The sequence below is a fragment of the Paenibacillus pabuli genome (assembly GCF_039831995.1).
GTDB classification, from domain to species: Bacteria; Bacillota; Bacilli; order Paenibacillales; family Paenibacillaceae; genus Paenibacillus; species Paenibacillus pabuli_C.
Genome location: NZ_JBDOIO010000003.1, coordinates 2,984,726 through 3,002,151, shown reverse-complemented (window position 1 = coordinate 3,002,151; position 17,426 = coordinate 2,984,726). Strand labels below are relative to the sequence as shown.

Sequence of the window (17,426 nt, the reverse complement as noted above, 5' to 3'; positions counted from 1 at the left end):
TTATTTGTGCTGTATGTGATTTATTAAGATTCATCTGCTTCATTGATCTCCAGGCTTACAATGACTCCGTTCTTCTCTAAATTTTTTACGACCTGCTCCGCATGCTCATTCAGCGGGTTATTGCCTAGATATACCTCGGTTAAATGAGGAATCGTTTCAAGCACAGCAATATCCTGAATGAGGTTATCTTGCAGATAAAGATATTGTAAAGTTGGATGGTTCTTTAATGGTGTCAAATCCTGAATCCGATTATGGTCCATAATGATCCATTCAAGATTCGTCTTCTGAAGGGGCCTTAAGTCCGATACCTGATTCCCGCTGGCAAGCAAACTTGTAAGATGGCGTAAATTTTTCAAAGGTTCTAGACTTCTTATTTGGTTATCGCTAATCAATAAACTTTCCAAATTGCGTAATCCTGAAAGTGGAGATAGATCTGTAATTTGATTTCCGTCTAAAGCCAATAGGTTTATTTTTGTCAGCTTGGAAATTGGTTTTATATTTTTGATTTTATGGCCGGGTAGGACTAATTCCACTACGTTAACTGCATATTCAAGTCCTTGCAGACTTGAAATCTTACTTTTTCCATCCATTGAATACAAGGATTTTAATTTTTTTAGATGGCTTGCTTTCAGTTCTTTTTTACCCGATAGCTTCAGATCTGCTCGAATGACTTGTGCCAACACTGGATCCTTAACGACTGAAGCTGCCAAAATGGTTGTGGTTGGTATTACTAAAATCATCAAACACAATACGATTAGACTTTTTACGAATTGATTAGGCATAGTAAACTCCTTAAAAATTTAGTATTTGGATTCATTCTCTGATTTCGTTGATCTCAACTATGTATGATTCTTGGCGCTCTCCTTATATGATTTAATAATAGAAATATACCATGATCTGGAACATATTACCTTGTTATATTATCATAATAATAGACAGAATCCATTGTACAAAAATAAGTGAGTTTGCAGATATTTTTTGGAGGGGGTTTAAAATTGAGCGGCTGCCGGTTGAACTAACAAGCAGTTGAGCGTGGTAACTTGTTTCCATATTTCCATTCTTCAACTCCATGATATGGTAATAGAGGTCTTTCTCATAAAAAGTAAGGGAGTGCAGGCACATGGCTGAAGAACCGTTTATTTTTCTAGCGGGTATAATATGTTTTTTCGCTCCAATCTACTTCAGAAGATCAATGATGTCTATTCAAATGATTGCAGGAGTTATCCTATTCTTCTGTATTCTGATTTTTCACGAAGATACCCAAGTTAAATTGATTTATCTTTTAGCTTTTGTTTGGGTATTTGGTTCAATAAGTGCATTAAGTGTATCCGCAGAGAAGTCAACAAAGTAGTTATTCACAATTTCATAGCCCACGTTTTGAGAGTATGCCATTTGGTAAGCTTATGATTGAGGTCCTATTTATATAGCTCTTCATCCTGTAACTTCATATCCTTATTCAGTTAGACTGCTGGTTCATCACCAACAGTCTTTTTCTGTTGTCATCTATTCTTACTTATTGATTTGTGAAATTCAATAATTCCAGTCCAATTCTTCTGAACATCTTTATAAATGAAAATATATGGATTCTGAAGTTAACTTTATTGACACGTAATTTTGTTATTGTGCTACAATTGCTAAAAATAGTAACACGAATATGAACTGGAACGAATCTGGTGGGAGGATTGCTGCACCTTCTAGAGGAGAGCAAGTGGTCAATTTCAAAAGGGGGAAAAGGGAAACATGCACGGAATTTCATGGAGAAAACGTTCAAGTCAGGCAGGGCTTAGTCTTTTGCTGTTGTGTGCAGTTGGACTCGCAGGATGTACGCAAGGTGCTTCATCGGTTCAAGAGAGCCAGGCACTTGCAGCTTCTCACCCGAGGGATGAGCTGGTGCTTGCGGTAGGGACAGAGCCGGAAGGCGGGTTTGATCCGACAACAGGCTGGGGGCAGTACGGCTCGCCGCTTTTCCAGAGTACTCTACTGAAAAGAGATGCCAAGCTGCATCTGGTCAATGACCTGGCAACGGACCATTCCGTTAGTGAAGACGGGCTCACATGGACCATTTCCCTGCGGGATGACGTGAAGTTCTCGGATGGTGAACCGCTGACGGCGGAAGATGTTAAGTTCACATTTGAAACAGCGGCCAGCAGCGGATCGGTTATCGATTTGACGAATATGGCCGAAGTGCAGGCTCCCGATTCAACAACGGTCGTGTTTACATTGAAGTCTCCGCAGTCCACGTTTATCAGTATCCTGACTACACTTGGAATTGTGCCTGAACATGCCTATGGCTCCGATTATGCTGAGCATCCTGTCGGCTCCGGTCCGTACAAGCTGGTGCAGTGGGATAAGGGACAACAGGCGATTGTAGAAGCAAACGAGCAATACTACGGTCAAAAGTCTGCATTCCGCAAACTGACATTTCTCTACCTGGACGAGGATGCAGCCTTTGCGGCAGCCCAAGCGGGATCAGTTGACATTGCAGCCATTCCCGCCGCATTCAGCAAGCAGGAGGTAAGCGGCATGACGCTGGAATCGGTCAAAACCGTGGATAACCGGGGAATCATGTTCCCAATGCAGCCTGCGGGCGGTACTTCCGCTGATGGTTTCCCTGCTGGGAACGATGTGACGTCCGACCTTGCTATCCGCCAAGCGGTGAACGTAGCCATTGACCGTAATGCATTGGTTGAAGGCGTGCTGGAGGGTCATGGTCGTCCTGCCTATTCGGTCAGTGATGATCTGCCTTGGGGCAATCCGGAGGCTGTATTCGCAGATGCGGATGTTCAAGAAGCGCAGCGGATACTGACGGCTGGCGGCTGGACAGATACAGACGGTGATGGCGTGGTGGAGAAAAACGGTATGGACGCCGAGTTCAACCTGCTCTATTTTGCAGGAGATCTGACCAGACAATCCATTGCCCTTGCTGCAGCGGATATGGCCGCCCAGGCTGGCATCAAAATCAATGTGGAAGGCAAGAGCCGTGAAGAGACGAAAAAGCAGGCTTACGCCAATGCCGTGTTATTCGGATGGGGAAGTCATGACCCGCTGGAAACCTACAATCTGTACAGCAGCACGCACAAGGGGGAGGGATACTACAATGTGGGGCTGTATTCCAACCCGGCGGTGGATAGCTGGATGCAGCAGGCTCTCCAAGCTACGAGTGAAGGGGAAGCCCTTCCGTTCTGGCAGAAGGCAGAGTGGGACGGGACGACGGGATTCAGTTATCAGGGCGACGCCCCTTGGGCATGGCTGGTCAATATTGATCACCTGTATCTGGTGAAGGATGGCTTGAACATTGGTGAACAACAGATTCACCCACATGGACATGGCTGGCCGGTGACATCCAATCTGGAGGAATGGTCCTGGGATGATAACTCGAAGTAGGCAATATAGTGCGAGTTCTGACCGACATTGAGGAGAGATGGTATGACAGGCATTCTTGAATGGGGAAGGTTTGTTGGAGTGAAGCTGCTGCGACTCCTATCGCTGTTGGCAGGAGTCAGCGTGGTGGCTTTTATATTGATGCAGTTCTCGCCTGTGGACCCGATTGAGGCCTACATCGGGGGAGACATGATCAGAGTGAGCGCCGAGCAGCGAAGTCTTATTGAAGAACGGTGGGGATTGAATGACCCGCCTGCCCAGCGTCTATTCAACTGGGGACAGGCGCTGCTCCAGGGTGATCTGGGAACGTCGATGATCTACAGGCAGCCGGTTGCGGATATCATTCAGGAACGATTCCTGAATTCTGTTGCGCTTATGGCGGTGGCATGGATTTTATCCGGACTGATTGGCTTCAGTCTGGGTGTAGTCGCAGCAATGAAACGGGAATCCTTGCTGGATCGCTTGATCTGTTGGTATTGCTATACGCTGGCTTCCACTCCGGTATTCTGGATGGCCTTGCTGCTGCTCATGCTGTTCGGCGTGTGGCTGGGCTGGCTTCCAGTTGGCCTGGGGGTTCCCGCAGGGATGGCAGCCGATCAGGTCACATGGACAGATCGAGCCATACATATGGTTCTTCCTGCATTAACCCTGAGTCTGACCGGTGTGGCAGCCATTGCCCTGCATACCCGCCAGAAGCTGCTGGATGTGCTGGATTCGGACTATATACTCTTCGCCAGAGCTAGGGGCGAACGAGGCGTGCAGCTGTTCCGCAGGCATGGGTTCAGACATGTCGTGCTGCCTGCGTTAACGCTGCAGTTTGCTTCATTTAGTGAACTGTTTGGAGGAGCTGTTCTTGCAGAACAGGTATTTTCTTATCCTGGCCTGGGACAGGCCACCGTTCAGGCTGGACTGCGAGGGGATGTGCCGCTGCTGCTCGGACTTGTACTGTGCAGTACGATCTTTGTTTTTACCGGCAATCTGCTGGCAGACATTCTCTATCGGTTCATTGATCCGCGGATGAAGGAGGAACTGTTAACATGAAGCAGGAAATGGAGCAGTCCTCCAGACCCATTCGTACTGTGCCGCGGCTGCGGTCAGGGAGATCTGAAGAAACGGAGAAGCGGAATCACGGTAACCCGTGGAGGCGTCAAGCTGGATTATCTTCTGGGCGTTCTCGTTTCGAGAAGCAGCGGAGCTATGCCAACCCGCGCAAACGAGCCCTGATCTGGGGGAGTTTGGCGCTCGGCTGGATTGTTATCGTATGGCTGGCTGGGTTCGTACTCCCCGCAGAATCCACGCTAACTTCGTTGAGAGACCGGAATTTGGCCCCGGTATGGGTACATCCCTTCGGCACGGACTGGTTGGGACGGGACATGTTCATGCGTACGCTGAAGGGATTGACGACCAGCATTCAGGTTGGTTTGCTTGCCGCGTGCGGAGGAGGGATCGTGGCGCTAGTGCTGGGATTGATCGCTGCTTCAGGCAAGCTTGCCGACAGGGTGGTTTCATGGCTAATCGATCTGTTCCTGAGTGTGCCTCATCTGGTGTCGCTCGTGATGCTGGCCTTTGTCTTCGGTGGAGGCCTGCCTGGTGTGGCGACTGCCATCGCCCTGACTCACTGGCCGAATCTGGCCCGGATTGTTCGTGCGGAGATGATTCAGCTGAAATCGGCAGAATTTATTCATATTTCCCGCAGGCTGGGCCAATCCCGGTTTCGGATTGCTGTACAGCACATGCTTCCTCACTTGGTTCCACAGTTGTTCGTGGGTACATTGCTGATCTTCCCTCATGCCATTCTGCATGAAGCTGCAATTACATTTCTGGGGCTTGGGCTGTCGCCGCAGCAACCGGCCATTGGGATTATTTTGTCAGAGTCGATGAGATATCTGTCCGCAGGCATGTGGTGGCTTGCTTTTTTCCCGGGGCTGGCGCTGTTATTGGTCGTTCGTGCCTTTGATGTGCTCGGGAACAGTTTGAAAGTGTTGACAGGGACAGGTAGTTCAAGGGAGGGAGGATAACCATGGCTCTTCTTGAAGTAAAAGGGGTCTCCGTTTCATTTAGACGAGCTCGTGGCTGGTTTGCACATGAGGAGAGCGAGGTCATTCAGGATCTGGATCTGACCGTGAACGAAGGCGAGATTGTAGCTGTCGTAGGTGCAAGTGGATCGGGCAAAAGCGTGCTGGCACAAGCGATTATGGGCATCCTTCCTGCCAGTGCCAGGCTTGAGGGACAGATCTGTTATGCTGAAGAACCGCTGACGAGAGAGCGGCAGCTTCGTCTGCGCGGAGATGAACTGGTGTACATCCCTCAATCGGTTACTCACCTGGACCCGCTGCTCAAGGTAGGTAAGCAGGTTCAGCCAGTTCACCGGAAGTCGGGTGAGCGCCGGGAATCCTCCAGGTTACAGATGCATAAGGCTGAGAGGGAACTTACGGATCGCTATCAATTGCCCAAGGGAACCAGCAAGAAGTATCCATATGAGCTCTCCGGAGGCATGGCACGGCGGGTACTCATGGCAACGGCGACTTCCGGTGAGCCCAAGCTGATTATTGCAGATGAGCCGACACCGGGAATCCATCCCGAAGTGCTGGCAGACACAATGAAGCAATTCCGGGACATGGCTGACCGGGGGGCAGGCATCCTGTGGATTACCCATGACATTGCCTCGGCACTGACTGCAGCAGATCGTATCGCTGTATTCTATGCCGGTTCCTGTGTGGAGATCGCACAGGTCGCGGATTTTACGAACACAGGAGATGGATTGAGACATCCTTATACACGTGCACTGTGGAATGCTTTACCGCAAAATGGCTTCCAGCCCATCCCGGGCTCTCAGCCACTAGCGAATCAGCGGAGGGGAAGCGGTTGCCCGTTTGCACCCCGCTGTACTGCTGCGACCCCTGCGTGTACAGATCAACATCCTGAATTGAGGAAGCTGCGAGGCGGAGAAGTGAGGTGCATTCATGCCACTTGAAGCACGGAATGTCAGCTATGGATACGACAAAAACCATTGGATATTTCGGGATATGAACCTGAAGCTGGAGCAGGGAGAAGTTGTAGGATTGTGGGGACCCAGTGGATCTGGCAAAACGAGCCTGGGACGCATCCTGGCAGGGTATGCAGAACCAATGGCAGGAGAAGTGCTGATGGACGGGAAGCCGCTTCCCCGAGCTGGAGTCTGTCCGGTTCAACTTGTATTTCAGCACCCGGAAAAAGCAGTCAACCCACGCTGGCGAATGCGACGTGTGTTACATGAAGCCGAGATGGCGGAACATCCCATTCTGAATGCTCTCGGCATTCAGCCTGAGTGGCTGGATCGCAGACCGGATGAATTGTCTGGTGGAGAGCTGCAGCGCTTCTGCGTGGCCCGCGCACTGGGCAAGGAAACACGTTACCTGATTGCGGATGAGATGACAACGATGCTGGATGCCATCACGCAAGCCCAGATCTGGCATACCGTAATGACAACGGCGCGACAGCGTAATTTGGGGCTGCTTGTGATCAGTCATGACCTGGACCTGCTGAATAGACTCAGTGACCGAATCATTCCCATGCCTGTAACCTAGCTGTAATGATAAGAAAAGCCATCTTCCTTCGACTTGATCGAGGAAGATGGCTTATTTTATAGGCATTAGTTTTGTTTGTTCAATTGATTCACCATCAGGGATAATCTGCGCATGGCTTCTTCAACGGTGGACCGTGGACAGGCGACATTCATCCGCATGTATCCCGTGCCTTCCGGTCCGAATGCGGTACCGTCGTTAAAGGCAAGACCTGCTTCGTTCAGGAGCAGCCGTACAAGTTCTTCCTGGGGAACACCCAGCTTGCTGAAGTCCATCCAGAGCAGATAAGTCGCTTCAGGCAAATCTATGCCTACATCAGGCATGTGCTTCGCCGCATACTCCTGAACGTATTCCATGTTTCCCCGAATATAGGCAAGGCAGTCGTCCAGCCATTGTTCGGCTCCGTTGTAAGCAGCCTCGGCTGCAATGGCGCCCAGTGTGCTGATGCTGGCGAGGCCCATCGTTTTGACGCCCTGGGCAAAGGATGCACGCAAGGAGGCGTTCGGAATGATGATATTGGAGGTGCATAGGCCGGGAATATTGAATGTTTTGCTTGGTGCCGTGCAGATGATACTTAGGTCAGCGATGGCCTCCGAGATCTGGGACAGCGGAGTATGCGTGCCGCGTTGGTGTACAAGATCGGCATGAATTTCATCCGACACCACAAGTACATTATATTGCACGCACAGGGCAGCAAGGCCTTCAAGCTCATCCCGAGACCATACACGTCCAACAGGATTATGAGGGCTGCAGAGGATGAGCATCTTCACCCGGCCTGTCTGCAGGCAGGATTCCAGATGATCCAGATCCATGGAATAGCGTCCGTCTTCGAAACGGAGGGGATTGGTCATCAATTCTCTGTCCTGGCCACGTACCACTTCGTAGAAGGGGGCGTAAACTGGAGTTTGAATCACAACAGCATCACCCGGTGCCGTAAAACGTTGAACGGCAATGCTTAGGGCTGGAACGATCCCAGGTGTAAACACAACCCAATCATCGTTGATGTTCCAGTTGTGGCGTCGTTCCATCCATCCTCTTAGTGCTTCGTGATATGCATCCGTACGCATGGTGTAACCGAAAATGCCATGTTCCATCCGTGCCTGCAATGCCTCGATAACGGATGGTGGTGCGGCAAAGTCCATATCAGCCACCCACATAGGGAGCGCATCCGCCACGCCAAAGATTTCCTCAAGTGCGTCCCATTTTTCCGAACCGGTAGAGAGACGATTAATCGGCTCATCAAATGTGTTTTTCTTCATCATTAGGTTCCCCCTTCTAATCCGTTCATTCGACCACAATCGACAGATAATTATCTAATATATTCGTTATTTTCGCAACTCTTGACCTGATTCTAAACTCCCTACGGTATGGTCCAAATTCCTTGGGTTTATTCAACTGAGCATTTACTTCAATGCTGACCTATGTAGTCTTTTGATCTCTTTCAACTCTAACCGTTATATAAAAGCTGCTGTTTGGCTAATAGGCTTAGTTCACACAAATAAAAAAACCATCGCAGCGCCATCTTCCCGATGACTTCCTTCCTGCGATGGTTATATCTCTACTTGGCTTGTCCCATGAATAACTTATAAGTGCTCGTTGAACCATCCGGCAATGTGCTCAAGTCGTCTCACTCTCAGATGCGGGTGACCGCCTCTGGAAAGTTCATGATTAGCCCCAGGGAAACGAACGAGGCGGGTCGTTTGTCTGCGTCGCTTCAGGGCAATATACAATTGCTCAGCTTGTTCAATTGGACAACGAAGGTCCTGTTCACCATGCAGGATCAGCAGGGGCGTGTTTATATTCCCTACATAAGCCAGAGGGGAGTGCTTCCATAACAGTTCCGTATCCTCCCATGCATTGCCGCCAATCTGATCTTCGGTGAAAAAATATCCAATGTCGCTGACACCGTAAAAAGAGAGCCAGTTGGAGATAGATCGCTGCGTGACGGCTGCCTTGAACCGGTCTGTATGTCCAACAATCCAGTTGGTCATGAAGCCCCCATAACTGCCTCCGGTGACGCCCAAGCGGCTTTCATCAATGAACTCATAGGTGGACAAGGCATAATCAACGGTCTCCATAAGGTCGCGGTAATCGCCACCGCCATAGTCACCACGACAGGCATTCACGAATTGTTGTCCATAACCCAATCCACCACGCGGGTTGGTATATACGACGGCATAGCCCTGCGCAGCAAGCATCTGGAATTCATGCATAAAGGTAAAGCCATACATCATGTGAGGACCGCCATGAATCTCAAGAATGGTTGGGATTTTGACACCGTCTACCATGCCGATTGGTTTCATGATCCATCCCTGCAGCTGAAGCCCATCCGAGGTATCAAACCAGAACGTTTCCGGTACGCTGAGCCGGATTTCTCCCTGCAGCTGGGGATTGCTGCGAGTCAGCTGGATGGACTCGGCTCCGTGATCATCCGGATTGGGATACCAAAAGAGATCTCCTGGGCTTTGCGTGTCAGCAGCGGCCGCTACAATGTCACCATTCTCCAGTTCCGCAAACTGATAAAACTCTTTCTCCGCAGGCAATACATACTCCGCTTGACTGCCATCCAGCGCAACGCGTGCGATTCGGACGCTGCCATGAACGGTTGCCAGACAGAGAATGGAAGAGCCGTCACGAGTAAATATTGGCCCCGTTGTTGTCAGGTGGGCACGCATATCTCCAACGATACTATGATTCATCTGTACGTCCCAGTCACGGGTCAGGCACAGAGGTTGACCGCCCGAGATCGGGAGTGTATAGAGCTTCACCAGAGTGGCATTTCCGTAAGAGCGATCACTGGCAAGCAGGGCGAGAGATTGTCCATCCGGTGCATAAGCCAATCGGCTGAAGGTGAACCCTTCCGGAGTCAGCTGCTGTATGTCAGACCCATCTGGTTTTGCGCGGTACACATGATTGGTCAGTGCATAATCGTTATGCTCCTCGCCTGCTTCCGGCAGCTGGGCAATCCAGGCAATGGCCGCTCCGTCAGGTGACCATGCATAATCACCGACGTCGAAATGACCAGAGGTAACTGGAGTGGCTTCACCGCCGTCAACCGAGATGCGGAAGAGGTGAGTGCGTCTGCCATTCCATAATCCTCCGCCGTCCGATTTCATACGAATTCGGTCAACAACAAGTTCTTGCGGCAGTTTGTTGTCTGAATTGGATTCGTCTTCAGCTTCACTGTGCATATCGACAGAGGATTTCACAAGTAACGCCTGGCAATCCGGAGACCAGATGAGGGAGCTTGCTCCATGCTTCAACTGGCTGACTTGTCGTGCTTCTCCGCCATCTGCGGCAATGATCCAGACTTGTGTTTTTCCCTCATGCTCCCGTAAAAAGGCAAGCTGTGACCCGTCCGGCGACCAGGAGGGCGAGTGATCCTTGTCACCGGAGGTAAATGCCCGGTCCTTCTGACTCTCCAGATTCAGAAGTCTCAGGTGAGAAGAATAACTGTCCCGTTTGTCGTTCGTCTTCCGGCTTACATATACCAGCTGTCCGCCTCCAGGAGACGGGGTTGGATCATTCACCCATGTAATCTCAAAAAGATCTTCCGATGTGATGCCACGCAGACTGTTCATTGATTGTCCTCCCACCTTGAATTCACAAATGTAATTTCCTAACCTTTCCATTTATATTAAAGGAAAGCAGGGGGGAGGACAACATGCTTCTGCATAAATGAAGATTGCTGCTCTGCATATGTTGTGCCCAGAAGGAATTGCTGAACGTATGGCGAATCCTAAAGGTTGAATTGTCAGGAACGAGATGGATTAGAGCCTGATTGTGCTGTTTGAAATTTGTTTGTTTTGGTTAATGACCTATGTATTTTCTGCTTTGCTGCAAACGTTACGAATCATATATAGAAGATATAAATCATTGCATATTTCGTTCAAATTAAAGGAGGAGCACGAGATTGTCGACATCCTATGACCAACAGCATGTGGAATATCCGAGCCGTAAACGAATGGGATGGCTTGCGTTAGGAGCTGCGCTTTTTGTGGCGGCCGGATTTTTTTTGATGTTCAGTGATTCTTCCAATACAGGGGATTCCGTAATTTCCGCGGTGGTGGGTCTGGTCTCCGTCCTGTTTTTTGGACTTTGTCTCGGATACAGCCTGGTGAAGATCATGAAGAAGGAACCTTCCTTTGTCGTCAATGAGCAAGGATTCGTGGACTCCTCCTCGTATACGTCGGGAGGCTTCATCCCGTGGAGAGATGTAGAGAACATTTTTATGTATGAGTTGATGGGGCAGCCCATGATCGGGGTTAAACTATGGGATGAGCAAGCCTTCCTGGATCGTCAGACTGGAGTGAAACGCAAGCAGATGACCGTGAATACACAGATGGTGGATGCTACGGTGAGTATTGCCCAGAGCAGTCTGTCGCTGCCGCTGGAACAGCTGTATATGATGATGGTTGGACGGTGGAAGCGGGCGAGTGAAGCCTACAAGCCGGGCCAAGACGACAATTCATAAGATCGAAAATACTACATAGAATAGGAGGAATGCAAAGTGGCGATACACGGAGAGAAGATGCGTACAGTTCAGCTCCCTGACGGTACGGCGCTGCCTGCAATAGGACAAGGTACATGGTACATGGGAGTAAACCGTACAGCTCGTGCACAAGAGGTACGAGCATTGCGTAACGGGATTGAACTTGGCATGACGGTGATTGATACGGCAGAGATGTATGCTGAAGGCGGGGCGGAAGAAGTCACCGGAGAAGCGATAGCGGACTGCCGGGATGATGTTTTTCTGGTCTCCAAGGTCTATCCGCACCATGCAGATCGCAAGCAGATGCTTACCGCCTGTGAGAACAGTCTCCGGCGTCTGGGGACAGACCGGTTGGATCTATATTTGCTGCATTGGCGTGGAAACGTACCGCTGGAAGAAACGGTTCAAGCGTTGGAAGAGCTGAAACAAGCGGGTAAAATCATGCGTTGGGGCGTATCCAATCTGGACACAGAGGATATGCAGGAGTTATGGGACGTTCCAGCTGGCCAGCATTGCGCCGTGAATCAGGTATTGTATCATGCGGCTTCGCGCGGCATTGAGACGGATCTGCTGCCCTGGCTCCGGGAAAAGCATGTTCCCGTAATGGCGTACTGCCCGCTCGCTCAGGGAGGCAGGCTGCGTACCGAGCTGCTGGAGCATCCGGTCATTCGCGACATTGCTGCAGAACATGGAGTGAGCACATCACAGATCGCATTGTCCTGGGTTATCCGGGATGGGGATGTGCTTGCGATTCCCAAAGCTGTACAGTTGTCTCATGTGGCAGAGAATGCCGCAGCGATGGATATGGTTTTAACAAGCGAAGAAGTGGAACGGTTGAATGAAGCATTCCCTGCACCTGAAGGTAAAGTTCCTTTGGATGTTGTATAAATTGGCGAAGTGCACCGGGCTAATTCACCAATTAGCTTGGTTGAAGATAGAGCAGATCATATATGATCTGCTCTTTTTTTATTTTGGCCCATAGTCATAGGACATCCATGTGGAATTGCAGCATAAGGATAGAAATAAATAGGCTTTACAACAACATAGCACTAGTGTACTATTTAACTAACACACCGGTACAGAGAGGAGCGAGTGCTTTGTGGCTATGGAATTCGATAACAACTTACCTATATACCTGCAGATTATGCAGCACATTAAGAAGCAGATTGTGACAGGCACACTGAAGGCAGGTGATAAGATTCCTTCGGTCCGGGAATTGGCGGCTGAGCTACAGATTAATCCCAACACGGTACAGCGGACATTTCAGGAATTGGAACGGGAAGAAGTGGTCGAAACGAAACGGGGTCTGGGCAGATATGTTACAAGTGAGGAGTCGAAAATAATGACCATCAAAAAAGAAATGGCAGGAGAACTGCTGGAGCGTTTTTTGACAGGCATGCAGGAACTCGGGATTGAAGAACAGGATATTGTTACGATTGTTGCGGATGCCATTGCTGGAGGTCAGTCGTCACAGCACAGTGATGAACAGTGGAAGGGAGGAGCAGGGCATGAGTAATATCCTTGAATTGAATCACATCAGTAAAATGTATGGCGGCAAGCGGGCACTAAGCGATGTCACGCTTACGGTTACGCCAGGCAGGATTGTCGGGCTTCTTGGCAGCAACGGCAGCGGCAAGAGTACCCTGATGAAGCTTGCTGCCGGATTGCTGCATCCTTCAAGTGGGACCATTCAGATCACGGGTAAACCGGTTGGGCTTGAGACCAAGTCACTCGTTTCCTTCATGCCGGATCGCCCATTGACCGAAAAATGGATGAAGGTTCGTGATGCGATTGCATACTACCGGGATTTTTATGCTGATTTTGATGAGGCGAAGGCCAGGGAAATGCTTGATTTCATGAAGCTTGCTGAGGGTGACAAGGTAAGACACTTATCCAAAGGTATGAATGAAAGACTTCAACTAACACTGGCACTTTCCCGCAAAGCTCGTCTGTATCTGCTAGACGAACCGATCGGCGGTGTTGACCCCGTTGCCCGCGGCAAAATTCTGGATGCCATCGTAAAATTCTATGACGAAGACAGCAGTCTGATGATTTCGACACATCTGGTGACCGATATTGAACGAATTTTTGATGAAGTCATTTTCATCCGTGAGGGCGAGAAAGTGATGCAGGAAGAGGTCGAGACGCTTCGTCTGAAATACGGTAAAAGTGTGGATGAAATGTTCAAGGAGGTGTATGCGGAATGATGACATTGTTGAAATATGACTTTAGAAGGAATTGGAATACCCTGTTGGCAGGGCTGGTTGTATTGATCATCGTTCAGATCGGTCTGGCATTGTTCATGTCCGAGGTGGCAGGGCTAATTATTGGTATTATTGCTTATGCGGGGGCAGGTGTAGCCATCTATGTGAGAATGATTAAGACATACTGGTCCAACATCCGTGCGTACAATCGTCGTCTCGTACCCGTAACAGGGCTGTCTCACCTATTGTCTCCGCTAATATTTGGTACACTGTGTGGGCTGGGGCTAACAGCAGTTGCCATCATTCATTACTTCCTCTATGTTGCCACGAATGCAAGAATGCACTTTCTCAGCTACATCCATCTTTCGGGTATCCATCTTTCGGATTGGCTTACTCTGCTGTTGTTTATTTGGTGGGTTGCCATCTTTATGACCATCATCATTTTTCTCTCCATATCCATTGGAGGCAGCTTCAGGTGGAAAGCAGGCCCGTGGATTAGTATCGTCTCATTCTTCGTGCTGACCAATCTAATCAGTTGGTTGGAGAATGTCATTCTTGCTGGTCGCTTCAACCCGAACGAGTTGTTCCGGTTTACTGAAGAGAGTACAGGGATCACACTTACAGCGAATGGAGTATTGTGGTCAGATGGAAGGTTGGGGAGTATCATATTTGAGATTATTGTGGCGTTAATTATGGTTGGAGCTGCTGTATATCTGAATAATAAAAAGGTAGAAGTTTAGCAGTATACTTCGGGGCGATATGAATCACACGGGCGATCACGATCGTCCGTTTTTTTATGGCTAGAATGCTAAGAATTCGACAAGTTATGAAGCCACTTCCAATTTACATACGTAAATACATATATAGTATGGACTTTACCGGGCAGGTTTAATTTCAGCAAAAGGGGAGGATGTTATGGAACTATACTTCAGAGATAACTTTTTCAACGCAGGATACACCGAAATCATGAACGGAAATCAGGAGCAGGCAGGACATTTGGATCTGAAAAGTCTATTCGGATCATCACTAGATGTGTTTGGTCCAGCGGGACTGATCTGCAGTGGTCGATTTGGGATGTTAAGCAATCGCTGGGATGTCACTTCAGCGGATGGAAGACACCTTGGGGTCCTCCGAGCCAGAATGAGCTTTTTTAGTAAACGATTTGAATACGATGCTGGACCACGAGGAATCTATGAAGTATCTGCCCCGGCATTTTCCCAGGAATATGATGTTACCGGAATGGGAGGCAGAACGGTGGCTAGCTTCAGGCGCACGAGCGGCTGGTTCAGTTCAGGAGCTTTTGTATTGAGTAACGAGTCCGAGCAGCTGGATACCTATGAGTTGATTGCTGTCGTTATGGGTGTGCATGCCATCAACAAAAGACGGAACTCCGCTGCCACATAGCGCGCTGATGAACAACCCGAACCACTTGGTTCGGGTTGTTGTTTGTTATGTGGACACCTTGGCCTCAGGAGTCAGGCCTGGCTCACCTTGAGCCTCGGGGGCTGCATAGCGTGCAAGCACCTTGGCTGCTGTCTCGGACATGCGATTGCGCAGCACAACGTTGTCTACAATCCGCACCCGTTTGCCAAGAAAACGCATTTTGGACAACACATAATCCATTTCACTCCGGGGGATTGTCAGCTCAATCCGGTAGGTATGCTGAGCTTCCACATACTGTACCTGTTTCTCGAAGCAGGAGAAGGCATATAGGATTCGTGATAATTCCTGATTGAATTCCGGCAGTACTTCAATCGTGATGGTTGTCTTACGTTTCTCAGTCAAATAGCGGATTTGCTCCGTATAACGTGAGATGTTTTCCGGTTCAAGCTGCTCGGACTCCGCAGTGATGATGCTGCGCAGCTTGGTTGACATCAATTTCCCGAAACGAGGGGCGTACCAGAGCACATACCACTCTTTTTTGACCATGGAGTATTCAAGCTTGTATGGGAATCCGAATTGATCCTGAATGATTCTTCCATTGCGGACATGCCCCGTTAGTCGAAAAGCTTGTTGGTTCATTATGATTTTGCGCAGTGGATTGAGCAGGGGGTGGGAGACGCTGTGTTCTTCGCTTTTGGCTTTCTCGGTCAAGTACTCCTGCAGGTTCATGTCCGGCTCGTCATCCAGCATTTCTTGCAGTTTATGGTAAGTGGAAGGAGTTAATGCTTCCTGGGCGGCAGTGTGATTCAGCATCATCCGGAGCCAGGCCCGTTCCTGTGAAGTCCAGGTAAACAGTCCAGTCTCATTCAATCTCGTCATGATCTGATAGTTGAACATCTTCTCGAACAGATTCATAATATTGCGCAATCTCCTTCCATTCCTTAATCATCTCCTGGCGAAGCCTGTGAGGTGCAATGACCTCGCAGCTGGAGCCAAAGCTCCGAAGCCATGGTTTTATCTCCGTCGTACCGTTAACCCGGATCTCATACAGAAAGGTATGCTCGGTTTCAGGCGTAATGGTGCCCCACTGGCCTTGCAGACGTACCCGATCCAGAATGAAGTTGCGCTGACCGCTCTCGGGATGGAAAAAACGGGCTTGAACCGTAACTGTCTTCGCCGTATCCACCAGCCAGCTGAACCGGCTGACTTCTGCCCATTGCTGTTTGAGATCATGCATATACTCTGCGCTTACCGCATCCAGTTCCTCCATCTGGGTGATGCCCTCCATTCGAAACTTCACGAACCCCCGGCGTCCCTGATATCCAATGACATACCACCGGCCATACTGGTGATCGTAAACGACTTCGAGCGGCAGGATCTGATTGGAATGTCCGCCGGCTTCGCGTTCAAATCGCGGATTCGTATTCTGCGAGCTGTAGCTGGATGGCTTTTTGGGTGAAAAATAGACAAACTGGACTCGCTTGCACTGGCGAATGGCACTAAGCAGGGTGTACAGATGTGCCTCATCCAGAATGCGGGAATAATAATGGTACTTGTATATAAAAGGTTCGGTTACTTCCTGCTTGGGATAGCTTGCGGCTATTGCCTTCTTCAGGCTGTCTCTTAGCAGATATCCCTGTACCGAGGGGACCTGGGTATTGGCCATGATGTCCACAAAATCATACAACTCCAGCTGTTCCTGGGCCGTTAGTTTGATGAGAACGTCCTGCTGCAGCATATACCGATAAGGTCTGCCGCCCGGCTCTTTCCGGATTACACCGACTTCCTCCAGATACTTCAGATCGGTGCGGATCGTTTTCTCGTCAGGTAATGCCAGTTCCTCAGGCAGATCGGCACAGCAGGCATCCAGCAGTTCCATGGCCGTCATCGCGCTGCCTTGCAGGGTATGTAAAATGACGGAAAGCCGCTGAACCTCTGTTTCTTTCATCGATTTGGCCCGAAAAAGGAAAAGCAGCAGGGGTTCCGCAGATTCCCCATATTGGAAACGGACGAGGTCTGTCATCTCTTTGCTTGGCTCTGAACCCTGGTGCTGGTCCGCCACAGATTGCATGATTTCTTTTAACCTGCGCGTTGTTTTATCAAAGGTATGTACGGATATGCCAAGTCGTTCGGCATACTGTTTGCGATTGTAAGCACCGCTTGTTAGTGACAGCATACGGAGAAACTGAATTTCTTTGTCAAAGCTTTCTTTGGCCATGAATCATCACTCCTTGGTGGCCTGGAGTCAGGCAAATATGGATAAAACAATGTGGAGCTTCCACTTCTCGTATCCCTTCATTGTAACAGGAAGACTGGCTGGTTTCATTTTAAACTTATCAAGGTCGCCATACTTTCGCCATGTTCTTGTGTGAATGAGTTAGGCATAATGAGGGTATGAAGAAG

General features: G+C 49.4%; 17 protein-coding genes. 12 read left to right on the top strand and 5 right to left on the bottom strand.

The window, feature by feature from the left end; all coding sequences use genetic code 11:
• Positions 1-23: 23 nt before the first annotated feature.
• The gene (locus ABGV42_RS15740) at positions 24-782 is read right to left on the bottom strand and encodes a leucine-rich repeat domain-containing protein (protein ID WP_347382475.1); all 759 of its coding nucleotides are present in this window, start codon (positions 780-782) and stop codon (positions 24-26) included.
• Between the two features lie 338 nt (positions 783-1,120).
• Here ABGV42_RS15740 and ABGV42_RS15735 point away from each other — a divergent pair, with 338 nt between their 5' ends.
• From ABGV42_RS15735 to ABGV42_RS15710, 6 genes are all read left to right on the top strand, one after another.
• The gene (locus ABGV42_RS15735) at positions 1,121-1,351 is read left to right on the top strand and encodes a hypothetical protein (protein ID WP_347382474.1); all 231 of its coding nucleotides are present in this window, start codon (positions 1,121-1,123) and stop codon (positions 1,349-1,351) included.
• A gap of 389 nt (positions 1,352-1,740) precedes the next feature.
• Positions 1,741-3,384: an ABC transporter substrate-binding protein gene (locus ABGV42_RS15730; protein ID WP_347382473.1), complete on the top strand. Its 1,644-nt coding sequence runs from the start codon at positions 1,741-1,743 to the stop codon at positions 3,382-3,384.
• Between the two features lie 42 nt (positions 3,385-3,426).
• On the top strand, positions 3,427-4,422 hold the full coding sequence (locus tag ABGV42_RS15725) for an ABC transporter permease (RefSeq protein ID WP_347382472.1): 996 nt from the start codon (positions 3,427-3,429) through the stop codon (positions 4,420-4,422).
• On the top strand, positions 4,419-5,399 hold the full coding sequence (locus ABGV42_RS15720; RefSeq protein ID WP_347382471.1) for an ABC transporter permease: 981 nt from the start codon (positions 4,419-4,421) through the stop codon (positions 5,397-5,399). Before ABGV42_RS15725 ends, ABGV42_RS15720 begins: the two co-directional genes overlap by 4 nt.
• A gap of 2 nt (positions 5,400-5,401) precedes the next feature.
• Positions 5,402-6,355: an ABC transporter ATP-binding protein gene (locus tag ABGV42_RS15715; protein ID WP_347382470.1), complete on the top strand. Its 954-nt coding sequence runs from the start codon at positions 5,402-5,404 to the stop codon at positions 6,353-6,355.
• On the top strand, positions 6,345-6,947 hold the full coding sequence (locus ABGV42_RS15710) for an ABC transporter ATP-binding protein (RefSeq protein WP_347382469.1): 603 nt from the start codon (positions 6,345-6,347) through the stop codon (positions 6,945-6,947). Before ABGV42_RS15715 ends, ABGV42_RS15710 begins: the two co-directional genes overlap by 11 nt.
• 65 nt (positions 6,948-7,012) lie before the next feature.
• Here ABGV42_RS15710 and ABGV42_RS15705 read toward each other — a convergent pair whose 3' ends face one another.
• Entirely contained in the window at positions 7,013-8,206 is a 1,194-nt protein-coding gene (locus ABGV42_RS15705) for a MalY/PatB family protein (RefSeq protein ID WP_347382468.1), read from the bottom strand.
• 321 nt (positions 8,207-8,527) lie between these two features.
• Positions 8,528-10,525 carry a S9 family peptidase gene (locus ABGV42_RS15700; protein WP_347382467.1) on the bottom strand — a complete coding sequence of 666 codons (1,998 nt, stop codon included), beginning with the start codon at positions 10,523-10,525 and terminating at the stop codon, positions 8,528-8,530.
• A 332-nt stretch (positions 10,526-10,857) separates the two neighbouring features.
• Between ABGV42_RS15700 and ABGV42_RS15695 the strand changes: the two genes are divergently transcribed.
• The 6 genes from ABGV42_RS15695 to ABGV42_RS15670 all read left to right on the top strand — a co-directional run bounded on the left by ABGV42_RS15695 (position 10,858) and on the right by ABGV42_RS15670 (position 15,044).
• Positions 10,858-11,418: an STM3941 family protein gene (locus ABGV42_RS15695; RefSeq protein WP_347382466.1), complete on the top strand. Its 561-nt coding sequence runs from the start codon at positions 10,858-10,860 to the stop codon at positions 11,416-11,418.
• A gap of 42 nt (positions 11,419-11,460) precedes the next feature.
• The gene (locus ABGV42_RS15690; protein WP_431523653.1) at positions 11,461-12,324 is read left to right on the top strand and encodes an aldo/keto reductase; all 864 of its coding nucleotides are present in this window, start codon (positions 11,461-11,463) and stop codon (positions 12,322-12,324) included.
• Positions 12,325-12,535: 211 nt separating this feature from the next.
• A complete protein-coding gene (locus ABGV42_RS15685) occupies positions 12,536-12,952 on the top strand; it encodes a GntR family transcriptional regulator (RefSeq protein ID WP_347382465.1) in 417 nt (138 codons plus the stop codon).
• On the top strand, positions 12,945-13,643 hold the full coding sequence (locus ABGV42_RS15680; RefSeq protein WP_347382464.1) for an ABC transporter ATP-binding protein: 699 nt from the start codon (positions 12,945-12,947) through the stop codon (positions 13,641-13,643). Before ABGV42_RS15685 ends, ABGV42_RS15680 begins: the two co-directional genes overlap by 8 nt.
• A complete protein-coding gene (locus ABGV42_RS15675) occupies positions 13,640-14,380 on the top strand; it encodes a hypothetical protein (protein ID WP_347382463.1) in 741 nt (246 codons plus the stop codon). The genes ABGV42_RS15680 and ABGV42_RS15675 overlap by 4 nt, the downstream gene beginning before the upstream one ends.
• A 175-nt stretch (positions 14,381-14,555) precedes the next feature.
• Positions 14,556-15,044: a hypothetical protein gene (locus ABGV42_RS15670; protein WP_347382462.1), complete on the top strand. Its 489-nt coding sequence runs from the start codon at positions 14,556-14,558 to the stop codon at positions 15,042-15,044.
• A gap of 45 nt (positions 15,045-15,089) precedes the next feature.
• Here the strand turns inward: ABGV42_RS15670 and ABGV42_RS15665 are convergent, their stop codons facing one another.
• Both ABGV42_RS15665 and ABGV42_RS15660 read right to left on the bottom strand, forming a co-directional pair.
• Positions 15,090-15,938 carry a WYL domain-containing protein gene (locus tag ABGV42_RS15665; RefSeq protein WP_347382461.1) on the bottom strand — a complete coding sequence of 283 codons (849 nt, stop codon included), beginning with the start codon at positions 15,936-15,938 and terminating at the stop codon, positions 15,090-15,092.
• Positions 15,886-17,241, bottom strand: a complete 1,356-nt coding sequence (locus ABGV42_RS15660) for a helix-turn-helix transcriptional regulator (RefSeq protein WP_347382460.1) — start codon at positions 17,239-17,241, stop codon at positions 15,886-15,888. Before ABGV42_RS15660 ends, ABGV42_RS15665 begins: the two co-directional genes overlap by 53 nt.
• Positions 17,242-17,426 lie beyond the last annotated feature (185 nt).

What these genes read in the sequence shown, in the direction of transcription:
- ABGV42_RS15660 (WP_347382460.1), bottom strand. Translation starts at nt 17,241, where the DNA reads ATGGCCAAAGAAAGCTTTGACAAAGAAATTCAGTTTCTCCGTATGCTG.
- ABGV42_RS15675 (WP_347382463.1), top strand. Translation starts at nt 13,640, where the DNA reads ATGATGACATTGTTGAAATATGACTTTAGAAGGAATTGGAATACCCTG.
- ABGV42_RS15720 (WP_347382471.1), top strand. Translation starts at nt 4,419, where the DNA reads ATGAAGCAGGAAATGGAGCAGTCCTCCAGACCCATTCGTACTGTGCCG.
- ABGV42_RS15710 (WP_347382469.1), top strand. Translation starts at nt 6,345, where the DNA reads ATGCCACTTGAAGCACGGAATGTCAGCTATGGATACGACAAAAACCAT.
- ABGV42_RS15680 (WP_347382464.1), top strand. Translation starts at nt 12,945, where the DNA reads ATGAGTAATATCCTTGAATTGAATCACATCAGTAAAATGTATGGCGGC.
- ABGV42_RS15730 (WP_347382473.1), top strand. Translation starts at nt 1,741, where the DNA reads ATGCACGGAATTTCATGGAGAAAACGTTCAAGTCAGGCAGGGCTTAGT.
- ABGV42_RS15740 (WP_347382475.1), bottom strand. Translation starts at nt 782, where the DNA reads ATGCCTAATCAATTCGTAAAAAGTCTAATCGTATTGTGTTTGATGATT.
- ABGV42_RS15735 (WP_347382474.1), top strand. Translation starts at nt 1,121, where the DNA reads ATGGCTGAAGAACCGTTTATTTTTCTAGCGGGTATAATATGTTTTTTC.
- ABGV42_RS15715 (WP_347382470.1), top strand. Translation starts at nt 5,402, where the DNA reads ATGGCTCTTCTTGAAGTAAAAGGGGTCTCCGTTTCATTTAGACGAGCT.
- ABGV42_RS15705 (WP_347382468.1), bottom strand. Translation starts at nt 8,206, where the DNA reads ATGATGAAGAAAAACACATTTGATGAGCCGATTAATCGTCTCTCTACC.
- ABGV42_RS15670 (WP_347382462.1), top strand. Translation starts at nt 14,556, where the DNA reads ATGGAACTATACTTCAGAGATAACTTTTTCAACGCAGGATACACCGAA.
- ABGV42_RS15700 (WP_347382467.1), bottom strand. Translation starts at nt 10,525, where the DNA reads ATGAACAGTCTGCGTGGCATCACATCGGAAGATCTTTTTGAGATTACA.
- ABGV42_RS15725 (WP_347382472.1), top strand. Translation starts at nt 3,427, where the DNA reads ATGACAGGCATTCTTGAATGGGGAAGGTTTGTTGGAGTGAAGCTGCTG.
- ABGV42_RS15665 (WP_347382461.1), bottom strand. Translation starts at nt 15,938, where the DNA reads ATGAATCTGTTCGAGAAGATGTTCAACTATCAGATCATGACGAGATTG.